The organism is Tenacibaculum aquimarinum (genome assembly GCF_022478115.1).
In the GTDB taxonomy this organism is placed as follows: Bacteria; Bacteroidota; Bacteroidia; order Flavobacteriales; family Flavobacteriaceae; genus Polaribacter; species Polaribacter aquimarinum_A.
The window spans coordinates 12,009-32,574 of record NZ_JAKGSC010000003.1 but is presented as its reverse complement, the minus strand read 5'-3'; the positions used below and the strand labels follow the sequence as shown (position 1 = coordinate 32,574).

Annotated in this window: 21 protein-coding genes; 11 read left to right on the top strand and 10 right to left on the bottom strand. The window is 30.3% G+C overall.

Annotation, left to right across the window (positions count from 1 at the left end; all coding sequences use genetic code 11):
- The 4 genes from L1S33_RS08335 (at window position 1) to L1S33_RS08320 (ending at window position 3,628) form a co-directional block, all read left to right on the top strand.
- Entirely contained in the window at window positions 1-663 is a 663-nt protein-coding gene (locus tag L1S33_RS08335) for a P-loop NTPase family protein (protein ID WP_218773183.1), read from the top strand.
- A gap of 120 nt (window positions 664-783) precedes the next feature.
- Window positions 784-1,689 carry a sce7726 family protein gene (locus L1S33_RS08330; RefSeq protein ID WP_240561997.1) on the top strand — a complete coding sequence of 302 codons (906 nt, stop codon included), beginning with the start codon at window positions 784-786 and terminating at the stop codon, window positions 1,687-1,689.
- Window positions 1,650-2,585 (top strand): sce7725 family protein, encoded by a 936-nt coding sequence (locus L1S33_RS08325; RefSeq protein WP_240561996.1) that lies wholly within the window; start codon window positions 1,650-1,652, stop codon window positions 2,583-2,585. Before L1S33_RS08330 ends, L1S33_RS08325 begins: the two co-directional genes overlap by 40 nt.
- Window positions 2,586-2,587: 2 nt before the next feature.
- On the top strand, window positions 2,588-3,628 hold the full coding sequence (locus L1S33_RS08320; protein ID WP_240561995.1) for an RES domain-containing protein: 1,041 nt from the start codon (window positions 2,588-2,590) through the stop codon (window positions 3,626-3,628).
- A 1,019-nt stretch (window positions 3,629-4,647) separates the two neighbouring features.
- Here the strand turns inward: L1S33_RS08320 and L1S33_RS08315 are convergent.
- From L1S33_RS08315 to L1S33_RS08305, 3 genes are read right to left on the bottom strand one after another with little or no spacing between them, the layout of a single operon-like run.
- Window positions 4,648-4,896 carry a hypothetical protein gene (locus L1S33_RS08315; RefSeq protein WP_218773187.1) on the bottom strand — a complete coding sequence of 83 codons (249 nt, stop codon included), beginning with the start codon at window positions 4,894-4,896 and terminating at the stop codon, window positions 4,648-4,650.
- Window positions 4,874-5,296 carry a DUF5675 family protein gene (locus tag L1S33_RS08310; protein ID WP_218773188.1) on the bottom strand — a complete coding sequence of 141 codons (423 nt, stop codon included), beginning with the start codon at window positions 5,294-5,296 and terminating at the stop codon, window positions 4,874-4,876. Before L1S33_RS08310 ends, L1S33_RS08315 begins: the two co-directional genes overlap by 23 nt.
- 2 nt (window positions 5,297-5,298) lie before the next feature.
- Window positions 5,299-6,054, bottom strand: coding sequence for a hypothetical protein (locus L1S33_RS08305; protein ID WP_240561994.1), 756 nt, complete (start codon window positions 6,052-6,054; stop codon window positions 5,299-5,301).
- Between the two features lie 736 nt (window positions 6,055-6,790).
- Here L1S33_RS08305 and L1S33_RS08295 point away from each other — a divergent pair.
- The 7 genes from L1S33_RS08295 to L1S33_RS08265 all read left to right on the top strand — a co-directional run bounded on the left by L1S33_RS08295 (window position 6,791) and on the right by L1S33_RS08265 (window position 13,749).
- The gene (locus L1S33_RS08295; protein WP_240561993.1) at window positions 6,791-7,015 is read left to right on the top strand and encodes a hypothetical protein; all 225 of its coding nucleotides are present in this window, start codon (window positions 6,791-6,793) and stop codon (window positions 7,013-7,015) included.
- A 4-nt stretch (window positions 7,016-7,019) separates the two neighbouring features.
- Entirely contained in the window at window positions 7,020-7,499 is a 480-nt protein-coding gene (locus L1S33_RS08290) for a glutathione peroxidase (RefSeq protein WP_240561992.1), read from the top strand.
- 317 nt (window positions 7,500-7,816) lie between these two features.
- The gene (locus L1S33_RS08285) at window positions 7,817-9,214 is read left to right on the top strand and encodes an FAD binding domain-containing protein (protein WP_240561991.1); all 1,398 of its coding nucleotides are present in this window, start codon (window positions 7,817-7,819) and stop codon (window positions 9,212-9,214) included.
- Window positions 9,214-11,478: a xanthine dehydrogenase molybdopterin binding subunit gene (locus tag L1S33_RS08280; protein WP_240561990.1), complete on the top strand. Its 2,265-nt coding sequence runs from the start codon at window positions 9,214-9,216 to the stop codon at window positions 11,476-11,478. The genes L1S33_RS08285 and L1S33_RS08280 overlap by 1 nt, the downstream gene beginning before the upstream one ends.
- Before the next feature lie 160 nt (window positions 11,479-11,638).
- Window positions 11,639-12,013: a hypothetical protein gene (locus L1S33_RS08275; RefSeq protein WP_240552906.1), complete on the top strand. Its 375-nt coding sequence runs from the start codon at window positions 11,639-11,641 to the stop codon at window positions 12,011-12,013.
- Window positions 12,010-12,960, top strand: a complete 951-nt coding sequence (locus L1S33_RS08270; protein WP_240561989.1) for an XdhC family protein — start codon at window positions 12,010-12,012, stop codon at window positions 12,958-12,960. Before L1S33_RS08275 ends, L1S33_RS08270 begins: the two co-directional genes overlap by 4 nt.
- A gap of 117 nt (window positions 12,961-13,077) precedes the next feature.
- Complete coding sequence (locus L1S33_RS08265) at window positions 13,078-13,749, top strand: hypothetical protein (RefSeq protein ID WP_240561988.1); 672 nt, start codon at window positions 13,078-13,080, stop codon at window positions 13,747-13,749.
- A 230-nt stretch (window positions 13,750-13,979) separates the two neighbouring features.
- On the opposite strand, the gene L1S33_RS08260 is transcribed toward L1S33_RS08265, so the two are convergent.
- The 7 genes from L1S33_RS08260 to L1S33_RS08230 form a co-directional block, all read right to left on the bottom strand.
- Complete coding sequence (locus tag L1S33_RS08260) at window positions 13,980-14,642, bottom strand: HAD family hydrolase (RefSeq protein WP_240561987.1); 663 nt, start codon at window positions 14,640-14,642, stop codon at window positions 13,980-13,982.
- 53 nt (window positions 14,643-14,695) lie between these two features.
- The gene (locus tag L1S33_RS08255; protein ID WP_240561986.1) at window positions 14,696-15,328 is read right to left on the bottom strand and encodes a tetratricopeptide repeat protein; all 633 of its coding nucleotides are present in this window, start codon (window positions 15,326-15,328) and stop codon (window positions 14,696-14,698) included.
- Between the two features lie 103 nt (window positions 15,329-15,431).
- The gene (locus L1S33_RS08250; RefSeq protein ID WP_240561985.1) at window positions 15,432-17,588 is read right to left on the bottom strand and encodes a TonB-dependent receptor; all 2,157 of its coding nucleotides are present in this window, start codon (window positions 17,586-17,588) and stop codon (window positions 15,432-15,434) included.
- A gap of 96 nt (window positions 17,589-17,684) precedes the next feature.
- Window positions 17,685-18,602 carry an AraC family transcriptional regulator gene (locus L1S33_RS08245; RefSeq protein WP_240561984.1) on the bottom strand — a complete coding sequence of 306 codons (918 nt, stop codon included), beginning with the start codon at window positions 18,600-18,602 and terminating at the stop codon, window positions 17,685-17,687.
- The gene (locus tag L1S33_RS08240) at window positions 18,592-18,951 is read right to left on the bottom strand and encodes a hypothetical protein (protein WP_240561983.1); all 360 of its coding nucleotides are present in this window, start codon (window positions 18,949-18,951) and stop codon (window positions 18,592-18,594) included. Before L1S33_RS08240 ends, L1S33_RS08245 begins: the two co-directional genes overlap by 11 nt.
- A gap of 1 nt (window position 18,952) precedes the next feature.
- Complete coding sequence (locus L1S33_RS08235; protein ID WP_240561982.1) at window positions 18,953-19,261, bottom strand: hypothetical protein; 309 nt, start codon at window positions 19,259-19,261, stop codon at window positions 18,953-18,955.
- A gap of 6 nt (window positions 19,262-19,267) precedes the next feature.
- Entirely contained in the window at window positions 19,268-20,563 is a 1,296-nt protein-coding gene (locus L1S33_RS08230) for an NAD(P)/FAD-dependent oxidoreductase (protein ID WP_240561981.1), read from the bottom strand.
- Between the last annotated feature and the right edge of the window lie 3 nt (window positions 20,564-20,566).

The following is a 20,566-nucleotide window of genomic DNA, read 5'->3' as shown; positions in this document are numbered from 1 at the left end:
ATGAATAAGATACAACCACATATTATAAAAGAAGGAGGTGTTCAATACCAATTAGGAGAATTTAATAACAATAATATTTCATACGATTTCAAAAAAATATTAATTTATCTTGATGCAAAAGGAAAACTGCTCTTTGGTAAAAACTTTAAAATCTATGAAGAAGATGAGGTTATTTTATATAAACTATGTGTCTATTTTATAAGTGATTTTGAAGCTTGCAAAAAATTAGAAATAGATCCATACAAAGGTATTTTATTATCTGGCCCAGTAGGTTGTGGTAAAACAAGCTTAATGAAATTATTAAGGTTTATGGTACCACATCAAAAACCGTATGAACTAATTCCTGCTAGAAATATCACATTCGCATTTAATAATATTGGTTACAAAACTATTGAAGAATATGGTAATAGTAGTTTTTATTGTTTTGATGATTTAGGTGTTGAATCAACTGGTCGTCATTTTGGTAAAGATTGTAATGTAATGGGAGAAATTCTTTTATCTCGTTACGATTTATTCCTAAAAAGAAAAATAAGAACTCACGCTACAACCAATCTCAATGCACAAGAATTAGAAGAAAGATATGGTAATCGTGTACGTTCCAGAATGCGACAAATGTTTAACTTAATAAGTTTCGATTCAAGCAGTAAAGACAAACGTGGTTAAATTTTTAATAGCTTTTAAATATTGAAAACAATAATAAGTAAATAGACGTGTTTTAAATCTATAACAGAAAAAGTCGTTAATTATACGACTTCTTAATGAAATTTGTAAATTTGTTGAATAATGGACAAAACTAGCGACATTACCCAAATAAGAAGTTTAGCTCAAATATTTTCTGCCTCTAATTTTAAAAAAATAGTAAGAGAAGATAATTATTTTGATACATTTTATCGTATAAACAGATATGCTAAAATTAATGAGAATACTACTAATCTTGAGGTGTTTAATCAAATTTATAAATCATTATTAAAGGTTTATAAAAATGAATATGTCTATAAAAACGTACTAATAAACAAGCTTTTAATTAAAAAATATAGTCTTAAAAATACCATTGCTTTAAATGAATTTAAAGTAGGTAATTCTATTGCAGATTTTGTGCTTTTAAATGGTGAAGCTCGTATTTATGAAATAAAAACAGAGCTTGATGGTTTAGAGAAATTAGATAAACAAATATCAGATTATGAGAAATTTGCTGATAAAATTTACATTGTAACAAGCTCTAAACACATTCCTAATTTATTGACAAAATATTACAATTCTAATATTGGTATTATTGAATTAACTAATAGAAATGCACTTAAAACTTTAAAAGAAGCAAAAGTAAATCAATCAGTTTTTAACCACGAAACATTATTTAAAACATTAAGAAAAGACGAATATTTAAGTATAATTAAATCATATTTTAATGTTGTGCCAAATGTACCTAATACACAAATATTCAGAGAATGTCTTAAGTTGTCAAAAAAGATTGATATTTTAGAATTTCAAAAATTAGTAATTCAAAAATTAAAATTTAGAAATATTTCTAACCCAGAAAGTTTTAAAGAAAGACAAATTCCAGAAGCATTAAAACATATATGTTATTCTTTAAACTTTTCTGATAATGAATACCAACAGTTAGATAATTTTTTATCCCAAAAAAGCAAAGTATGTATTTCCCATATGTTAGAGGTAAACAATTTGAATTAATCGCATTAAGAGATTTATGCTCGATATTTTCAGATGATATATTAAAAACTTCACCAGTAATAGAACCAGTTAAAAGCACATCAACTTTTAAATCAACATTAAAAGAATTAGCTTCTAAAAATGTTAATTTTAATATTATTATAAACCCTAGAGTTGGCGATTTAAAAGGAAAGCATCAAGAAATTATTGATGTAGTTTCAGAAAGTTTACAAGGCTATGAGAACTTCCAATTAGCTGTTATTATGGATGATAAATCCGAAAGAAATATCCAAACATTTATTGATTTTATAGGTGCTTTGAATTTTAATTTTAATGGTGTTACCTTAATTCACAATTCTGAAGTTTCCGGTAATAATATAGAATTACTTACTACAAATCTTAATATCGTTTATAACTTAATTTACTTCTCTAAAACAAGTAGAAGATATTATAGAGAGTTTGATCAAAACACGCGAGTATCACTAGATGATTATTTTAAGGAAATGCCTAAAAATGCAGATTATCTTGATTTAGAAAGCAGCTTTTCTGAAGAATACAAATATTATCAAGAAGATGGTTTTGTTGGTTTTGGTGATTTTCTTACAATAGGAGATAATTATTCCGATTCAGGATTTTTACCAAGAGCTGTGGCAATACATTTATCTTACATAGATGGTAATGATAGAATAAGAGTAAAACATTTTGTGTCTGACTCTAATGGTGATGTATCAGATATTGGTGGTAAATTTTCTGAAGCTATTCACAAGTTAGTTACTTGGTGTAACCAACAAGATATACAAACAAATGCAGTAAATACTTTTCGAGATTTGCACCAAAGAGGTCATTTTCCTGGTCTTGGCACTTTAAAAAAATTGTCAATTATGAATCACATCGAATTAGTAATTAAAAACATTTAGTTATGAATTGTTGTGTAAACTGTTTTACTAGTGATTATATCATTAGTATAATAAATGCAGATGATAGAGTTGGTAACTGTAATTTTTGTAAATCAACAAATGTATCTATTTATACAGCTAGAGAGTTAATTCCTTTTTTTAGAAATTTCTTGTCCTTATACGCTGTAGATGCTAACTCTAATCAAGATATAGCACAATCTTTAAAAAAAGATTTTAACCTTACTACAGATATAGTTGAAGATTCCAAAGAACTATTTAAAGCAATTTTTATTGATGAAATGGAAGATATTACCGAATTATTTAATAGTAACGTATCTTCTGAAATTAAGATAGAATTACTCTCTGAAACAAATCAAATTCACGGTATTTGGGAAGATTTTAAAGAAGAAATAAAATATACAAATCGTTACCACATTCAAAATACAATAGATTTAAAAAAACTAGCCAATTTTTTTGAGCACGAAAGTTTTTATAAAGAAATTAAAAAAGGAAGAATATTTTACCGTTGTCGTATTTCAGACAAGAAAGGTTTTGCGCCAGATAAAATGGGTAATCCACCAAAAGAAGTTACTACTGGAGGTAGAGCAAACCCTAAAGGTATTTCTTATTTATATGTTGCAGATACACTTAAAACATCTTTATATGAAACAAGAGCTTCACTCTTTGATTATGTAACTGTTGGCGAATTTCAGTTAAAAGAAGATTTAAAAATTTTAAATTTAAGGAATCCAAAAGATGATCCAATTCCTTGGTCAGAAAATGAAGCAATTGAAGATTTTTTAATTTATGTTCCTTTTATTCAAACATTACAAAAAGAAATTTCATTACCAATTCGTAAGTTAGATAAACAATTAGATTATATTCCTACTCAATATATTTCAGAGTTCATTAAATCATTAGGTTTTGATGGTGTAGAATATCAAAGTTCCTTATATTCTGAAGGATATAATTTGGCAATTTTTAATCCTGAAAAATTAAATTGTAAAACAACACAAGTTTATGAAATTGAAGGTATTGATTTGCACCATAAAGCAGCTATATAATTTCCCCACAAACTAAAACCCAGTTTTTTCGTTCCTCAAAATCCTCTGTCTTTTAGTTTGTTCCCCTCGCCATTCCTTTATAGCGTTTAAATTGCCACACTTATGCAGCACATTACAGCTTGTTTCATTCGTGCCTCATTACACAACTGCAAAGAGCTGCACATTGCCAAAAGCTAATAATTTAAACGCTATCCCAAGCTATATTTACATAACGTGCAGTTATAGCAGCATTCATTCACTTTCTGTACTATAACGCCATTATGTAAAATATCTTCTTTTCCAGCGCACAATTTCGAACTATCAACATTATTTAGTACTAATATTGAACAACAGTACAAATGAATTATTAGATATAAAATTAAATATTCGTTACCTCATTCAAACTGTACAAAACCATCGTTAAGTCCAAGTTTTCCTTATCTCAAGTATTTGCTTGTTTCATTTCGTTAACAAACATTAGATGCCTCTTTTCCCCACCACCCATTCAACGGTGTAGGTTACAGCAATTATTAATGTTTGCCAAGTGTCTGTGGTAGGATGCATTTCATTCGTTCAATCCCTTATCAGGGAATCACTCTTTACATTTACCCACCTCAACACAGCGCATAAAAAAAGCACATTATTATCATAATGCACTTTATTTATTTTTTCCAACCCTAACATCAATAATTACTTCCACCTACATCACTTTACCCCGAAAAGAGTTAACATTTATTATTGAAAAAAGGAAAGAGAAAACAAAGATAAGCACTAGCGTGCTTGGTGTTCTCTGCTTTCTCTTTCCTTTTTTTTAGGCTTTTTTCGTTTCTCTTTTAAAATTAATGTTATTGGGTTTGTAGTTCCAAAACTATTTTTTGAGTTTAATTTTAAGCTTTTCGTATAAAAATTTCAAAAAAATTGAAACAAAAAAACTAACTGTTGCGCCAACAATAGCTAAAATACTGGTAGTGATAAAATCTTCAACACCAATATTTACTACTGAAGAAAAGAAAATACCACCCAAAAAACTAGCTTTTGTATTATGGTCCATCGTTAGTTGCATTAGCTTTAATTTCAGATTTACCTTCATCTTTAACAACTGCTTGACTTACAGCTGTGGCAACTGTTCCGGCAACTGTCATATAAGTTGCAATAGTTACAACAATTGCAGGCATTGTGATTGGAGCTGCAATAATGGCACCACCAGCTGTTGCTAAAGCAATACCAATATTTCTTAAAATTTTGAAAAACTTCGGAGTTGGTTTTTTATAACGTTCTACAATGTTCATAATTTTGTGATTTAATAGTTAATAAAATAGATTCTTTACGGTCTTTTGCTTGATGTACCAAAGACAATAGTTTTTGCATCATTGGTCTTGATTGAGTTCCCATACCTATATTACTTAAATAGGTTACTGGTGCAATACATCCTTCTAATTCTTTTAAAGCATTATTAGCTGGATGAAATAAAATCAATCGTCTGTTTTTTACACCTTTAACTAAAAGATGATTTTGAAAACGTTTAGAATACCTTGTAACGATTTCATAAGAGCCTTCTGGAATACACGATAAATTACGCTTGTTGTTTTTCCAGGGAAGCTCTATTGTGTGACATAAAAAGGTATCAGAACAAAAGAGAGTACCATTAGTACCCTCTTTGTAATACGCTCTATAGAGTATTAAATCCATAATTATGGAGTATCTATAGTAACAACAGATAAGGCATTGTAAGCACCGTTTTTTAACTCATACATTTGCCCATTTACTTCTTGATAAAATTCAATACCAAGCACCTGAACAACATCTACAGTAGAGTTCGCAGTTAATGACGCTGTTAAAGCAATTGCAGCTGTATCAGCAGACGTGTAAGGCAGAATTACTGTTTCGTCATTTTCAAAAACTGAAGATTCATTTTCAAAATCCAATTCAGCAGCACCCATAACCACTTTAAAATGTGTTGTTCCTGAAGGAGCTGCAATTCTTAAAGTTGGAGAAAAAGGAGCAATGTCCAAAGTTGCATCCCCAGAAACACGGTCAAACGCATTTACAAAAGGTGTAAATAAAGTAGTACCTAATTTACCATTTAGATTGAATTCAAAACCTAATAATAGGTTAAAATCCCCTTCTGTTAAGGTTCTTAAACCTCTATCATTGGTCGTGTCTGTCTTAATGATAGCTAAAAGGTCTTTTGTTAATCGAGAAGCTACACGTTTATCTTTTGCATTTTGCAAAAGAATACGAATAGCATTTCTCAATACTTTTCCACCTTTTCCTGCACGTCCAAATTCCGACCCATTTTCACGCGTTCTCTGAAACGCAGGATCATTTGCAATACGACTGGCATCAACACCACCTTTTTCGCGTGCTAGATGTCCATCGCTTGTTTTGTAAAAAGAAATACCACCGATAGTTCCTTTTAATTTAATAATTCCTGTTTGTATTGCCATAATATTTCATTTTTTGATTAATAAAACAAAACAACTAACTTGTATTCAGGTATTAAAAAATCAAGTTCCGTTAAATGCTATATAAACCGATTTTACCAAATAAACCACAGATGGCTTTATATTTGTATGAAAAAGCATAGATAAGCCCGAGATAAAGCCTTATGAATCGCAAACGAATATGTATATATGCAAAAGATATCCAACTTATAACAGGTAGGAGTGAGCGATATGGGCGTAAATTACTTCAAACTATCCGAAAATTACAAGACAAAGAACCTCATCAATTTGTTACTATACGTGAATTTTCGGAGTATTCAGGTATAGAAATAGAAGTTATTAATCAGTATATTAATTAGTTACAATCTACTTTTATTTTTCATAAAATTTGCGTAAATTTATGTTGTATTGTTAAGTTGAGGTTGCTATATTTGCATCGCTCAAGTGTAAACTAATACAAAGCGAAAGTTCTTATCAATAAAGTTACCCATTCGGTTACCACGTAATTTGAAAATTACATAACTTATTGATTATTAAACATAAACGGGAAGCAGTTATAATCCTGCCACCCCGACAAAAATCCAGCTTTTAAGCTGGATTTTTTTATACAAATTTATTAAGTAAGTTATTTTTATGTTATAAAAATTTGCATATTAACTAAACCTTTTTATATTTACGTATTAAATCTTTCAGCTTACCAACTTTAAATTGAAAGTAAAATTATTAAAATAAACAATCTATGGAATTGATAGAGAAAGCTTTAGAGTTTGAAAATAGAAAATTTAGTTTCCCAACAACTAGTGATAGAATACTAGCGTCTAGAGAAGTAAAAGACCTAATTTTAAGCTTAAATGAAGTTTACAAAGAAACTAAGGACGCAGAAATAATGGATATTATGAAACGTTTAACAGTTATTAAACAACGTATTGAAAAACGACTTAAAGGAAAACCTTTAACGTCATAAAAATATGAGTAAAAATATATCTTTTTACGATATAAAAATTAAAAGTCTGCAAGGTAAACTTGTAGACTTTTCTGTTTTTAAGGGAAAAAATGTGCTTTTTGTTAACGTTGCTTCTAAATGTGGATTTACACCACAGTACAAAGAACTACAAGAATTAAATGACACTTATAATGATTTAGTAGTTATTGGAATTCCATGCAATCAATTTGGTGCTCAAGAACCAGGAACTTCCGAAGAAATTAATGAATTTTGCGAAATAAATTATGGAGTAACATTTTTAATTACTGAAAAAGTTGATGTAAAAGGAGAGAATCAACATCCACTTTATAAATGGCTTACCTCAAAAGAATTGAATGACAAAAAGAGTTCTACCGTAAAATGGAATTTTCAAAAATATCTAGTAAACAAAAACGGAATTTTTGTTGATTATTGGTATTCCTTAACCAAACCTACAAGTAAAAAAATTATAAAACATTTTTTATAAGCAAAACTATAAACCTTAACTGACCATTTAGTTTCAATCTTTATATATTGAATTATAAACATAAGAAATACAACAAGTGAAAAAAAATTTCGTTCTTAATATAAATTGTGGTAACAAAATTGCCTGGCAGCAATTTATGAAACCTAATAATTTATTTTTCTTGTAAAGAGCATTGATTGTTATCAATGCTCTTTTTTATGCCTAAAACTATTTCAATTTTAACAGAAATACCAAATTATTAAAAAGAACAAAATAAGCTTAGAAATAAAAGTTAAGTTGATTTTATTTTAAAAAATTACTACCTTGCTATTATACTTATGATACATTTTATACTTAACAATAAAACAATAAAAACACCTGAGAAATCTGGAGTTACACTACTCGATTTTATTCGAGAAAACCAACAATTAAAAGGCACAAAAATTGGTTGTCGCGAAGGAGATTGTGGCGCTTGTACAGTTTTGGTTGGCGAATTAAATAATAACAAAATTAGCTACCAAAGCATTACTTCTTGTATTTCGCCTTTAGGTAACGCTCATGGTAAACACATTGTAACTATTGAAGGAATTAATCTTCCCAAAAAATTAAATAGTGCACAAGAAGCAATGAGCAATAACTACGCAACACAATGTGGTTTTTGCACTCCAGGCTTTGTGGTTTCTATGACAGGTTTTGCTTTAGGGAATGATAAAAACAAAACTTGTAATGATGCCGTTAGCGGAAACATTTGTAGATGCACAGGTTATAAATCCATTGAAAAAGCTGGTTTTGAAATTGAAGAAAAACTACTTCAAAAAGATGAAAACAATAAAATAGCTTGGTTGATACAAGAAGGTTTTATTCCTAATTATTTTGAAGAAATTCCTAATAGAATAAAAGATTTAAAAGTTGAAAAATTAAATTCAGAAGAAACTAAGGTTGCAAATGGAACCGATTTATATGTTCGTTATGCAGATGATTTATCTGAAGAAAATATTGAACTACTTTCAAGTAAAAAAGAATTAAAAAATATTGTTTTTTCTAACGGAATTTGTTCAATAGGCGCAAATGCAACCGTTACAAATATGGATGAAAGCTTGCAATTACAAACACTTTTCTCAAAACTAAAACAGTTCTTAAAACTAGTATCTTCTGAACAGATTAGAAACATGGGAACTTTAGGTGGAAACTTTGTAAACGCATCACCAATTGGAGATATGTCTATTTTCTTTTTGGCGTTAAACTCAACACTTACAATTCAACATAAAAACGGATCAGAAAGAACAATTCCGTTTCAAGAATTTCATCAAGATTATAAAAAATATGATTTACAAGAAGATGAAATTTTAACCTCAATTTCTTTTCCAGTTCCTTCAAAAAACACTTTTTTCAATTTTGAAAAAGTAAGCAAACGAACTCATTTAGATATTGCTAGTGTAAATTCCGCAGGAAGCATAACTCTTAAAAATAATACAGTTACCGACGCACATTTTTCTGTTGGTGGTGTAGCGGCAATTCCAAAATACTTGTTTAAAACAGGTCAATTTTTAGTTGGAAAGGAAATAAACAACAAAACTATTAAAGAAGCTGAAACTGTTTTGCAATCAGAAATTACACCAATTAGTGATGTCCGTGGAACTTCAGCATACAAAAGACTACTTGCTAAGCAATTATTCTTTGCGCATTTTATTGAATTATTTCCAAGTAAAGTTGAACTTCAAAAATTAATCGCCTAATGAAAACAATGAAAAACATAGATAGTTTTACGCATGTTCGTGGCGAATCTCTTTTTGTAGATGATGTAATTACACGCAAAGACACTTTATATGGTTTGGCTTTTGACTCTCCAAAAGCACATGGAAAAATAAAATGGGTAGATTATACAAAAGCGGAAGCGCTTGAAGGTGTTGAGAAAATATTTACCTATAAAGATATTGTAGGCGAAAATCAAATTGGAGGAATTCTTCCTGACGAACCACTTTGGGCGGAAGATGAAGTTCATTTTTGGGGACAACCTATTGCTTTTATCGTTGCAGAAAGCGAAGCTATTGCTAAAAAAGCACGTAAATTAATTAACATAGAAATTGAAGAATTACCTGTAATTACAACTGCTAAAGAAGCCAAAGAAAAAGGTAGTTTTATTAATGCACCTCGTTCTTTTTCACTCGGAAATTCATCGGAAGCATTTAAAGATTGTGATTACGTTTTTGAAGGAGAAACTTTTTCTAACGGACAAGAACATTTATATTTAGAAACACAAGGTTGCTATGCAATTCCACAAGAAAATGGCAATATAAAACTGATTTCTTCTACACAAGGACCAACAGCTGTTCAAAAAATAGCAGCGCGTGTTTTAGGTGTTTCTATGCATAAAATTGAGGTTGATGTAACAAGACTTGGTGGCGGTTTTGGAGGTAAGGAAGATCAAGCAACACCTTGGGCTGTTATGGCCGCAGTTGCTACACAACATTTAAATAAACCCGTAAAATACATACTTAATCGACATGATGATTTGCGAATGACAGGAAAACGCCATCCATATTCATCATTTTATAAAATAGGCTTAACAAAAGACTTAAAAATTAAAGCTTTTGAAGTAGAGTTTCTTCAAAACTCTGGAGCTGCTGCAGATTTATCTCCAGCAATTGCAGAACGAACTTTGTTCCATGCAACCAACAGTTATTTTGTTCCCAATGTGGCAACAACTGTGTACAGTTGTAAAACAAATCTACCGCCAAACACAGCATTTAGAGGTTTTGGTGGGCCGCAAGGAATGTTTGTTATAGAAAGTGCCATTGCTAATGTTGCAGACAAATTAAACATCAATAGACGTCTTATTCAGGAAGCAAATCTATTTGATGAAAAAGATACATTCTCTTTCGGACAAGTTGCAACTGAAGTGCAAGCAAAAAAAGCATGGTTTTCTGCAAAAGAACAATTTGAATTAGAGAAACTTGAAACTGAAATTGAAATTTTCAACAAAGAAAATCAACTGTATAAAAAAGGAATTTCTTTGATGCCAATTGCATTCGGAATTTCATTTACCAACACACCAATGAATCATGCAAGAGCATTAATTCATATTTATCAAGACGGAAGTGTTGGCGTTTCAACTGGCGCTGTAGAAATGGGACAAAGCGTAAACACTAAAATGTTGCAAGTTGCCCAAGACATTTTAGGAATTGCTGCCAATAAAGTGAAATTAGAAACCACAAATACAACCAGAGTTGCAAACACCTCTCCTACTGCCGCAAGTTCTACAGCAGATTTAAACGGAAAAGCGGTAGAAATGGCGTGTAATTCTTTAATTGAAAGATTAACCAAGGTTGCTTCTAAAAAGCTTTCTTCCGAAGAAAAAAATATTAGTTTTAAAGATGATTTTGTTTTTCTGAACGATGAAAAAACTGCACTTTCTTGGGAAGAATTAGTTGCACAAGCAATGTTAGAAAGAGTCGCACTTACTGAAAACGCGCATTATGCAACGCCAATTATTCATTTTGATAAAAGCAAAGAAAAAGGACATCCTTTTGCGTATCATGTGTATGGAACTGCAATTACAACGGTTACCGTAGATTGTTTGCGTGGAATTTATGAAATTGATAGCGTAAAAATTGTACATGATTTTGGGAAATCTATGAATTTAGGAATTGATATTGGTCAAGTTGAAGGTGCTTTGGCACAAGGAATTGGTTGGATGACGATGGAAGAAATTTCTTATAATTCTGATGGTCGATTATTATCAAATGCGTTGTCTACGTATAAAGTTCCAGACATATTTTCTGCACCAAAAACCATTGAAACAATTCCGTTAGAAACAGAAGGAAACGACTTGGCTATTAAAAAATCGAAAGCAGTTGGAGAACCTCCATTAATGTATGGAATTGGAACTTATTTTGCTATTCAACAAGCGGTTAAGGAATTCAATCCTAATTATACGTTGAAATTTCATGCGCCTTTTACACCAGAAAAAGTGTTAATGGCTTTGTATGAGAGCCCATAATGGGCATTTAATTTTGACAAATCCTCATGAATAAAAACTAAATTCAATTAAACTGAAATTCACAAAACAAAACGTACTAAAAGGCGCTATAATTTATAGCGCTGGAGATACTATTGCTGCTATTTTACTAAACGAATTCTCAATCTATAGATTACTAGGAATGATGTTGGTAGGCGCAACTATTTATGCTTTTGAAATTCCAAATTACTTTGCTTGGATTGATAAAAAAACTGCCCAACTTTCTGGAATTAAACAAACATTGTCAAAAACCGGATTGGCAATTGCCTATTTTAATCCACTGTGGATTTTTAGACATTTGGCATTTATAAAACTATTTTCTGGTAGTTTTTCTGATATAAATTTCAACTTATTAGAAATAGCATGTTTGTCGTTTTTAGTAAATATTCCAATTTCTTTTATTGCTAATTTTTTAATTCAGAATAAAATAAAACTCGATTGGCGTTTTCTTGCAAGTGCTATTTTCTCTGCAATAATGGCTATTTATTACGCATTAAGTGAAACAATTTTTCAATGATTTTCTGGCAACACATACTAAATAAACTCAAAGACAATCAAAAAATATATGTCTTAACCGTTATTGAAAATCACGGAAGTTCTCCTGGCAGAAAAGGGTTTAAAATGTTGGTTGCAGAAGACGGATTTATTTTTGGCTCAATTGGCGGCGGCGTTATGGAATTTTCTTTAGTTGAAGAAGCCCAACAATTATTGATATTAGAAAATTCGCCAACATTTATAAAGAAGCAAATACACAAAGGAAATATAAAAGATGGCTCTGGAATGATTTGCTCAGGCGAACAAACCGTAGCTTTTCATTGTTTAGACAACAAACACATTTCCGTTGTTAAAGACATTTTAAATTGCCTAAAAAATAGCGAAAAAGGAGCATTAAGTTTAACACCATCTTCTTTTCACTTTTCTCATAAAGTATTAGAAAACCGATTTGATTATACAATAACCTCAACAACAAATTGGCATTTTGAAGAACACATTGGTTCTAAAGAAACCTTATACATTGTTGGTGGCGGACATGTTGGTGTTGCCGTTTCTGAACTATTTGTAAAACTTGGTTTTTACGTAGTTATTTTTGATAATAGAGAAAACCTAAACACTTTAGAAAACAACACCTTTGCAAATAAAAAACTGGTTGTTAACTATGAAGAAATTGACAATTATATTACAAAAGGCAACACAAGTTACGTTGCCATAATGACCAACAAATACACAGATGATAAATTAGTTTTAAGCAAACTTCTTAAAAACCATTATAAATTTTTAGGTGTTTTAGGCAGCAACGCAAAACTAAAAACCATGTGGGAAGTTTTACTAAAAGAAGGTTTTACACAAGAAGAATTAAACACGGTTTACGCACCAATTGGAATCTCAATAAAAAGCGAAACCGTTGAAGAAATAGCCGTAAGTATTGCTGCACAGATTATACAAATTAAGAATTCTGAGAAATAGTTTGGTTTGTTTCTAGACATATTTTTTAAGTAACTTAGCTAACGTTGAATATAAGTCATTAAAACGACGCATATTCAGAAATACATTGTGTTTCATACTGAAAAAAATTGAAATTAAATGCAATATGAAAAATTAACAAAAGAAGAATTGCTAATTGAAATTGATAACAAATCAAAAGCAATCATAAATATGGGCAAACAATTAGCTATGATTAATCCCAAAGGAGAAGTTTTTGATATTTTCCTTATAGCTTCTCTTAATAGAACTGTCAATATTTCTAAAGCATATACAAGTTTAATAAGAGATAATAATTTTTTAGCTGCTGCTCCTTTAATAAGAATTAATATTGACACATTGTTAAGGTTATACGCTTCAATTATTTCGGAATACGATAGAAATACTTTTGCCACAAAAGTAATCGCAGGTGAGTTAATAAAAAAAATGAAATTGAATGTTAGTAATGAAAAGTTGAGTGATTTTACACTTTATACTGAAATATCGAAAGTTGAAAATATGGAATGGGTTTCTAAAATTTATAAAGTAGGTAATTCATATGTCCATTTAGAAAAATCTCATATTTTTTCAGCTTCGAAAATTGTTGATAACAAAGAAAGTCTTATTAATATGTCAATCGGTTTTCATGATTCATTTATACCTGAAAATGAAAAATTCGGTTCAGCATATTGGATGAATAAAACTATTGATTCTATAATACATCAAGCACAAATATGGATGTATGAAAAAGCAAAAAAAACAGGTTTTGACATTGAAAAATTAAATAACTTTTAAATTGTTTGAAAATAAAGTACGAAAACACAACACCAGCTAAACTTCATGCGGGTTCTTTGCTTTATCAAAGTTTTGTGTATATTTACTAAGTCGCCAAATCTTGTTGATTTGGCTTTGTGAAAACAAAGAAACAAATCCAAACAAAAAGCTTCGGCTTAGTCCGTAATCGAAAATCTTGTCGATTTTCAATCCCGCACAAAGCCTAGCCAAAACCGTTAGCTAAACTTCAATTAAAAACTCTTCTCCATAACATCAAACCTAATTTCTCTATAATCAGAAATCACTTTTTGAGCTAAGGTGTAATCTTGTGCTTTTGAGTGTTCACTTTTATAAGCAACACAGTAAATTTGGGCATCGTGTGCTGCTTTTATTCCATTTGTAGAATCTTCAATTACAATACACTCTTCTCTTTTAAAACCTGCTATTTCTGCCGCTTTAATAAAAATTTCTGGATGCGGTTTTGATGCTTTTAAATCGGCTCCGCTAATTTTTCCTTTAAAATACGGATTCAAATCAAACTTATTAAAAACATTATTAATGGTAACCATAGAAGCAGAAGACGCTAATACTAAGGTAATTCCGTTGTTATAATAATCTTTAATCAAATCTAGAACGCCATCTAACAATTGTAAATCGTTTGTATCAGAAAAAAAGAGCTCTTTAAAAAAGGCTCTTTTATACGCTACCAATTCCTTAGCTTCTAATGTTAAATTGAATTTCTTTACTAAATCTTTACAAATATCAATTGTAGATTGGCCTGTGTAAGAATTGTACAATTCTTGAGAAACAGCAATCTCAACTTTTTTAAACATTAAAAAATAAGCTTGCTTGTGTAAAGGTTCTGTATCTACAATTACACCATCCATATCAAAAAGTACTGCTTTAAAAGCCATGCGTTTTTATTTATATTAAGGCTGTAAAAATAGTTATTTGAGATGATTTAATACTATTTTCCTTCACACTGTTTTAAAACTTGTTCAGCTCTTTCAACCCCAAATCTAGGATAAAATGCCTCTGTAACTTTTTCCGCTTTACCAAGTTCAATTGCGCGTTTAATATCTTTACAATATGGTGTTAAAGGTTGTCCAAAAAAACGTGCTGAACCCATTTCCCACTCTGCTTTTCCTAAAATAACTCTTGGGTTGTTTGGCGCAATCTCTAATGCTTTTGCATACAATTGATTGTTCTTTCCAGACAAAGTCATTCCATATTTTTGACCATCAAAAGCAATATATCCTAAATTTAAGAATGCCTGCGTTATTATAATTTCAGGGTTATTTTCTGAAATTGATTTTGCTTCATCTAAAAAACTTTGTGCTTTATTCAATTTAGCAGTTAGTTTTGCTTCATCTTTTAATCCGAAGCTTCCTAAAATCTCTACAGTTGCTGCGTAATAAGATGGCAACCAATTGTCTTTTTCTGCTTTAGAAATTCGCTCGAAAAGTTGAGATGCTTCATCCATTTTTCCTTCTTCCCACATTGCAAATGCTTTTTCCATTCCTTTTTCATATTGACCTTGTGCAGCAATTGTTCCTGTAAAAATTAATGCTAATACTGTTACTATAATAATACGTTTCATAATGTTGTTTTTTAATTGATTATTCAAATATCTTCTCTTTTTTATCCTTAAAAATATAATTCTAACCGAACTGTCGATTTTGGTTTCTGAGTTGTTAATTAGCCTACAAATTCTTTAATTGATTGTCTTTTTTGTTATCACTAATTGTCCAAAATAAACCTACAAAGAAGAATCTATCTGCTGAAGGAACAATTGCTTGGCGCTCAAAAGAACCATTCATATTTGGTGTATCTTTATAATTATAGCCAAACACATTTTGTGTACCCAAAACATTGTTTACAGAGAAATACAGTATTTTTTGTTGGCTTAATAAGTACGCCCAATTTAAACTTACGGAGTTGTAATTTTTAGTTTCTTGATTTAAAAACCCTGTTTTATTCGGGTTGGTATAATTTCTCCCTGAAGCAAAACTGTAACTTACTCCAATTTGGCTTTTCCAGTCTTCCATCCAATACTTACCAACGACAGATAAATTGTGTTGCGACGCAAAATTAGGTCTTGCTTTTACTGGATAATTTCTATAATCTCGTTTTGTATCTAAAAACGAATACGAAACCCAATATTCTAAGTTTTTAATATTATTTCCGTCTCTCCAAAAAACATCAACTCCTTTTGCAAAACCATTTCCGTTATTAGAAAAATTAGTGTTTGGATCTACAAAATCGGTATCATATTTAACCAAGTCTTTATAATCTTTGTAATACCCTTCAACTCTAAAAATTTGATTGTTTTTTACATATTGATAATTAGCAATTACATGCGAAGTGTTTTCAGCTTCAAAATTGTCGCTAAACTTTAAATATTCGCTTTTCGGGTTTTGATAAAAACGACCATAAGCCAATGAAAACTGAGCGTTTTTCCCTGATTTATAAGCTAAAGAAGCTCTTGGTGAAACTGTAAACTGATTTAATAAATCTGAATTTTCTACACGAACACCAATTTTAGACGCTAACTTTTTTGAGAAGAAAATGTCAGTTTCGGCAAAAGCTCCAAAAATGTTATTATCGAATCCGTAGTTGAAATTTCCTGCGGTATTTCCAATAAAATTCTCATTAAAATCTGTTGTAAAATATTCTGCCCCAAAATTAAGTTTGAATCTATTTGAAAATCGTTTTTTCAACTTCAATTTTACATGCACCGAGTTTTCATCATTCTTAACAGCATCATCAATTATTGCAATATCAGAATTATCGTTTGTAAAACTTGCTCCACCAGAAATAGTCCAATTATTTCCAAGTCTTGATTTGTATGAAGTATTAAAATATAGGTTTCTGTTTTTTAATCCGAAGTGCAAACCATCATCAAAATTAATATCATCTTGTAAAATATCAAAGTCACTATAACTAAATGCTCCATATAATTTCAACATACTTTCATTCTGAAACTTATATCTATAAACCATTTCTCCGCTAAATGATTGATACGGTTTATTCCACTTATTTCTATCAGGAAATAACTCTAAATAAGGCTGTAAATTAATATAAGACATATTAACACTCAATGAACTTTTACCCCAAATTTGTGTATTTCCAACTCCTAAACCAACTGTCATAAAAGACAAATCGGTTTTTTCTTCAACAGGTTCATCTATTGTATTTAATAACAAAACACTGGACAAAGCTTGACCGTATTCTGCAGAATAACCTCCAGTTGAAAAGGTAATTCCTTTAAATAAAAATGGCGAATAACGGCCTCTTGTAGGCATGTTATTTGTTGTTGGCGTATATGGTGTAAAAACACGAATTCCATCTATAAAAATTTGCGTTTCCTCCGCTTCACCTCCACGCACAAAAAGTCGACCATCTTCTGCAACTGTAGCTGTTCCTGGAAGTGTTTGCAATGCGCCGACAAAATCGCCCAAAGCGCTTGCAGTTGTTACAACATCTAAAGGTTTTAAAGCGGTAACTTTTGCGTTATCGCCAGCTTCAAAAGTTCCTGCATTTATAGTTACTGCATCCAATGTATTTACATCTTCTCTCAATTTTATCTGTAGATTTTTCAGTTTAGAAACATCGGCAGTTCGTGTAAAATTTTCAAACGAAATAAAAGAAACTACTAATGTTTTCACTCCTTTTTCTGAAGTTGAAAAAGAAAAATTTCCATTCTCATCAGATGAAGTTCCATCGTAAGCACCGTATAAATAGACATTTGCGCCTAAAATTCCGATTCCTTTATTGTCTGTTACTTTCCCTGAAATTGTTGTTTGTGCAATTAATGAAAATTGACAGATAGTGAATAAAATAAATAATATACGTTTCATCAGTTTGGTTTTTTGATGATACAAAGATGTGGCGTTATCAGTTTTTAAAATAAAAACAAATACCGAGTTGTAGAAAAAAAACGATGAATTGTTACTCTATAAAATAGGAATACATAAATCTACAATAAACTTATTTTCTGGATGTTCTGCAGCATTGTTATAATAAATTTCAAAAGGATCAGAATCAGATTTTTTGTATCCATTTTCCACCATAAAAGCAAATGAAGATTCCCAAGCTTGTTGAAACTCAAAAGGCGCAATCTCTAATCTAGAAACAATACATTTAGTAGGACTTAAAATTCTTAAACTTACTTCTCCGTCAATTTCTACAGGATCATTTAGAACAATACAAGCGCTCATTCTTAATTTATTTGGATCCGTAATTTTTGGACTGTCATGATAAATAGTAACCATTCTTGTTTGCTCATCAATCAAGCCTTTTGGAGTAGCCCATTTAACCAACTTATTATAAATACTTCCAATTGCCTCCATTCTTCCTTTATGAGAAATGTAAGCTAAATCTAGTCTAGCAATTGTTTTAACTTCTGTTTTCGCGTTCATTTTTAACCATTTTAATGCGTTATTAATGTTGCAAATATATTGTTCAAAAGTAACAGACACTTCTCCAATCTTGCTTTTAGTTTTACTAATCTTGCTATATTTATCTGGACTTTCTTCTTTGAATTTGTTTGGTGAAACTCCGTAAAACTTTTTAAAAGATTTAGAAAATGCAGACAGGTTACTAAAACCTACAATTTCAGAAATTTGGGTAATACTCTTTTCTTTTTGATGTAATAAATAAGCCGCAGATTTTTCAATTCTCTTTCTATTGATAAAATTGTGAACAGTTTCACCAACTACAATTTTAAACAATCTATGAAAATGAAAAGGAGAGAAATATGCTTTTTCTGCAATAATTTCTAATGATAATTTTTCTGATAAATTCTCTTCTATAAATGCTATTGCAGTATTTAAGCGAGCAATATTTTCTTTAGCAATTTTATTAGAATTCATTTTTATTTTTTTGAAGATAGTAGAACACCAATCCACTTGCAAAATAAACAATAACATCCATAAAGTCTTTGGTATATCTTGCTAAATATTTTGGAAAAACATACTCGAACAAAACACTATATAGTAAACAAACGTATAAAATTATAGGCAAGCTTAACATGTAATTTTTATTGTTTTTAGACCATTTTAAAACTCTTAAACAGCTATATAAAACAATAGGAATAATTAAAAAATCGTTCACATAAAAACGAAAAATTCTTGGTAATGGAACTGAAAAATACTGCAAAAAATAAATTACGGTTCCTGTAAATAATGAAAAAATAAAGTAATAAAATAGTGTGTTTTTCATTTTATCCTGCTGCAACCATTGCAATAAACCAAGCTAAACCTGCGCCAATTAAACTAACTACTGTAATTACTGAATATAAAATCCAACCAAAAATTCTATACAACAAAAATGGATGTGCTTTTAGTCTTTTAGCAAAACCTGGATTTTCCATTTCATGAACTACTTCATCAATATGCTTTTGTGCTACAGCTATTTTTTTGAGTTCTCGTTTCTTTTTATCAGAAATAAGTGTGTCACAATTTTTACAATATTCTCTATCTGTGTTAAAGACACCACAGTTTGGACATTTAATATTTCTTGTGACTTTCATAGTAATTTACTCTTTAAAACTATGTTTATTCTTGTTTTTATAAGGACGAATAATTAAACGCGTTTCTCTATCAAAACGAATGTAATTATACACCCAATTCATAAAAACAATTGCTTTATTTCTAAATCCTATTAAAGAAAATAAGTGTACAAACATCCATACAAACCAAGCAAACACACCTTGAAATTTCCATTTTGGTAAGTCTACAACAGCTTTATTTCTTCCAATTGTAGCCATTGAACCTTTGTCGTTATATTCAAATTCTTTTTGAGCTTTCCCTTTTAATCCTAAGATAATATTTTTTGCCAATAAACGTCCTTGTTGAATTGCAGGTTGCGCCATCATTGGATGACCATACGGATATTTTTCAGATTTCATAAAAGCAACATCTCCAATAGCATAGACGTTTTTGTAACCTATAACACTATTAAACTCATCTACTTTAAATCTATTTGCGCGTTCAATTAAGCATTCGTTTTGCAAACCAGAAACCGATTCACCTTTAACACCTGCTGCCCAAATAACAGTTTCAGCCCTAAAATGATCTTCGCCATTTGTAGTAACCATTTTACCATCATAATCTAAAACACGAAGATTTTTCCAAACATCTACACCTAACTTTACAAGAAAATCTTCTGCTTTCTCTGAGGCTTTATCGCTCATTCCTTTTAAGATTTCACCAGAACTTTGTATTAAATTAATCTTCATTAATCTAATGTCTAAATCCGGATAATCTTTTGGTAAAATTCCTTTTTTCATTTCTGCCAAAGCACCGGCCAATTCCACTCCTGTTGGTCCTCCACCAACAATAACAAAATTCATTAATGCTTTTCTCTCCTCTAAATCTGAAGTCAATAATGCCTCTTCAAAGTTTTCTAAAATTAAACTTCTAATGTTTAAAGATTGCGGAATTGATTTCATTTCCATTGCAAACTTTTCTACATTTTTATTTCCGAAGAAATTAGTTGTAGAACCTGTTGCAATAATTAAATGATCGTATTCTAAGCTACCAATTGTAGTTTCAATTTCGTTTTTTTCTGAATTAACATTTGTTACCTCTGCAAGACGGAAATAGTAATTTTCCACATCATTAAAGCGCTTCCTTAACGGAAAAGCAATAGAATCTGGCTCCAAACCTCCTGTGGCAACTTGGTATAATAAGGGTTGAAATGTGTGGTAATTATGTTTATCTATTAAAACAACTTGCAATTCTTGTTCTTCAAGTCCTTTTGCTGCAGCTAAACCTGCAAATCCACCTCCAATAATTACTACTCTTGGAAAACTAGTTTGTGGTATATTCATCTC

What these genes read in the sequence shown, in the direction of transcription:
- L1S33_RS08335 (WP_218773183.1), top strand. Translation starts at nt 1, where the DNA reads ATGAATAAGATACAACCACATATTATAAAAGAAGGAGGTGTTCAATAC.
- L1S33_RS08330 (WP_240561997.1), top strand. Translation starts at nt 784, where the DNA reads ATGGACAAAACTAGCGACATTACCCAAATAAGAAGTTTAGCTCAAATA.
- L1S33_RS08325 (WP_240561996.1), top strand. Translation starts at nt 1,650, where the DNA reads ATGTATTTCCCATATGTTAGAGGTAAACAATTTGAATTAATCGCATTA.
- L1S33_RS08320 (WP_240561995.1), top strand. Translation starts at nt 2,588, where the DNA reads ATGAATTGTTGTGTAAACTGTTTTACTAGTGATTATATCATTAGTATA.
- L1S33_RS08315 (WP_218773187.1), bottom strand. Translation starts at nt 4,896, where the DNA reads ATGAACATTGTAGAACGTTATAAAAAACCAACTCCGAAGTTTTTCAAA.
- L1S33_RS08310 (WP_218773188.1), bottom strand. Translation starts at nt 5,296, where the DNA reads ATGGATTTAATACTCTATAGAGCGTATTACAAAGAGGGTACTAATGGT.
- L1S33_RS08305 (WP_240561994.1), bottom strand. Translation starts at nt 6,054, where the DNA reads ATGGCAATACAAACAGGAATTATTAAATTAAAAGGAACTATCGGTGGT.
- L1S33_RS08295 (WP_240561993.1), top strand. Translation starts at nt 6,791, where the DNA reads ATGGAATTGATAGAGAAAGCTTTAGAGTTTGAAAATAGAAAATTTAGT.
- L1S33_RS08290 (WP_240561992.1), top strand. Translation starts at nt 7,020, where the DNA reads ATGAGTAAAAATATATCTTTTTACGATATAAAAATTAAAAGTCTGCAA.
- L1S33_RS08285 (WP_240561991.1), top strand. Translation starts at nt 7,817, where the DNA reads ATGATACATTTTATACTTAACAATAAAACAATAAAAACACCTGAGAAA.
- L1S33_RS08280 (WP_240561990.1), top strand. Translation starts at nt 9,214, where the DNA reads ATGAAAACAATGAAAAACATAGATAGTTTTACGCATGTTCGTGGCGAA.
- L1S33_RS08275 (WP_240552906.1), top strand. Translation starts at nt 11,639, where the DNA reads ATGATGTTGGTAGGCGCAACTATTTATGCTTTTGAAATTCCAAATTAC.
- L1S33_RS08270 (WP_240561989.1), top strand. Translation starts at nt 12,010, where the DNA reads ATGATTTTCTGGCAACACATACTAAATAAACTCAAAGACAATCAAAAA.
- L1S33_RS08265 (WP_240561988.1), top strand. Translation starts at nt 13,078, where the DNA reads ATGCAATATGAAAAATTAACAAAAGAAGAATTGCTAATTGAAATTGAT.
- L1S33_RS08260 (WP_240561987.1), bottom strand. Translation starts at nt 14,642, where the DNA reads ATGGCTTTTAAAGCAGTACTTTTTGATATGGATGGTGTAATTGTAGAT.
- L1S33_RS08255 (WP_240561986.1), bottom strand. Translation starts at nt 15,328, where the DNA reads ATGAAACGTATTATTATAGTAACAGTATTAGCATTAATTTTTACAGGA.
- L1S33_RS08250 (WP_240561985.1), bottom strand. Translation starts at nt 17,588, where the DNA reads ATGAAACGTATATTATTTATTTTATTCACTATCTGTCAATTTTCATTA.
- L1S33_RS08245 (WP_240561984.1), bottom strand. Translation starts at nt 18,602, where the DNA reads ATGAATTCTAATAAAATTGCTAAAGAAAATATTGCTCGCTTAAATACT.
- L1S33_RS08240 (WP_240561983.1), bottom strand. Translation starts at nt 18,951, where the DNA reads ATGAAAAACACACTATTTTATTACTTTATTTTTTCATTATTTACAGGA.
- L1S33_RS08235 (WP_240561982.1), bottom strand. Translation starts at nt 19,261, where the DNA reads ATGAAAGTCACAAGAAATATTAAATGTCCAAACTGTGGTGTCTTTAAC.
- L1S33_RS08230 (WP_240561981.1), bottom strand. Translation starts at nt 20,563, where the DNA reads ATGAATATACCACAAACTAGTTTTCCAAGAGTAGTAATTATTGGAGGT.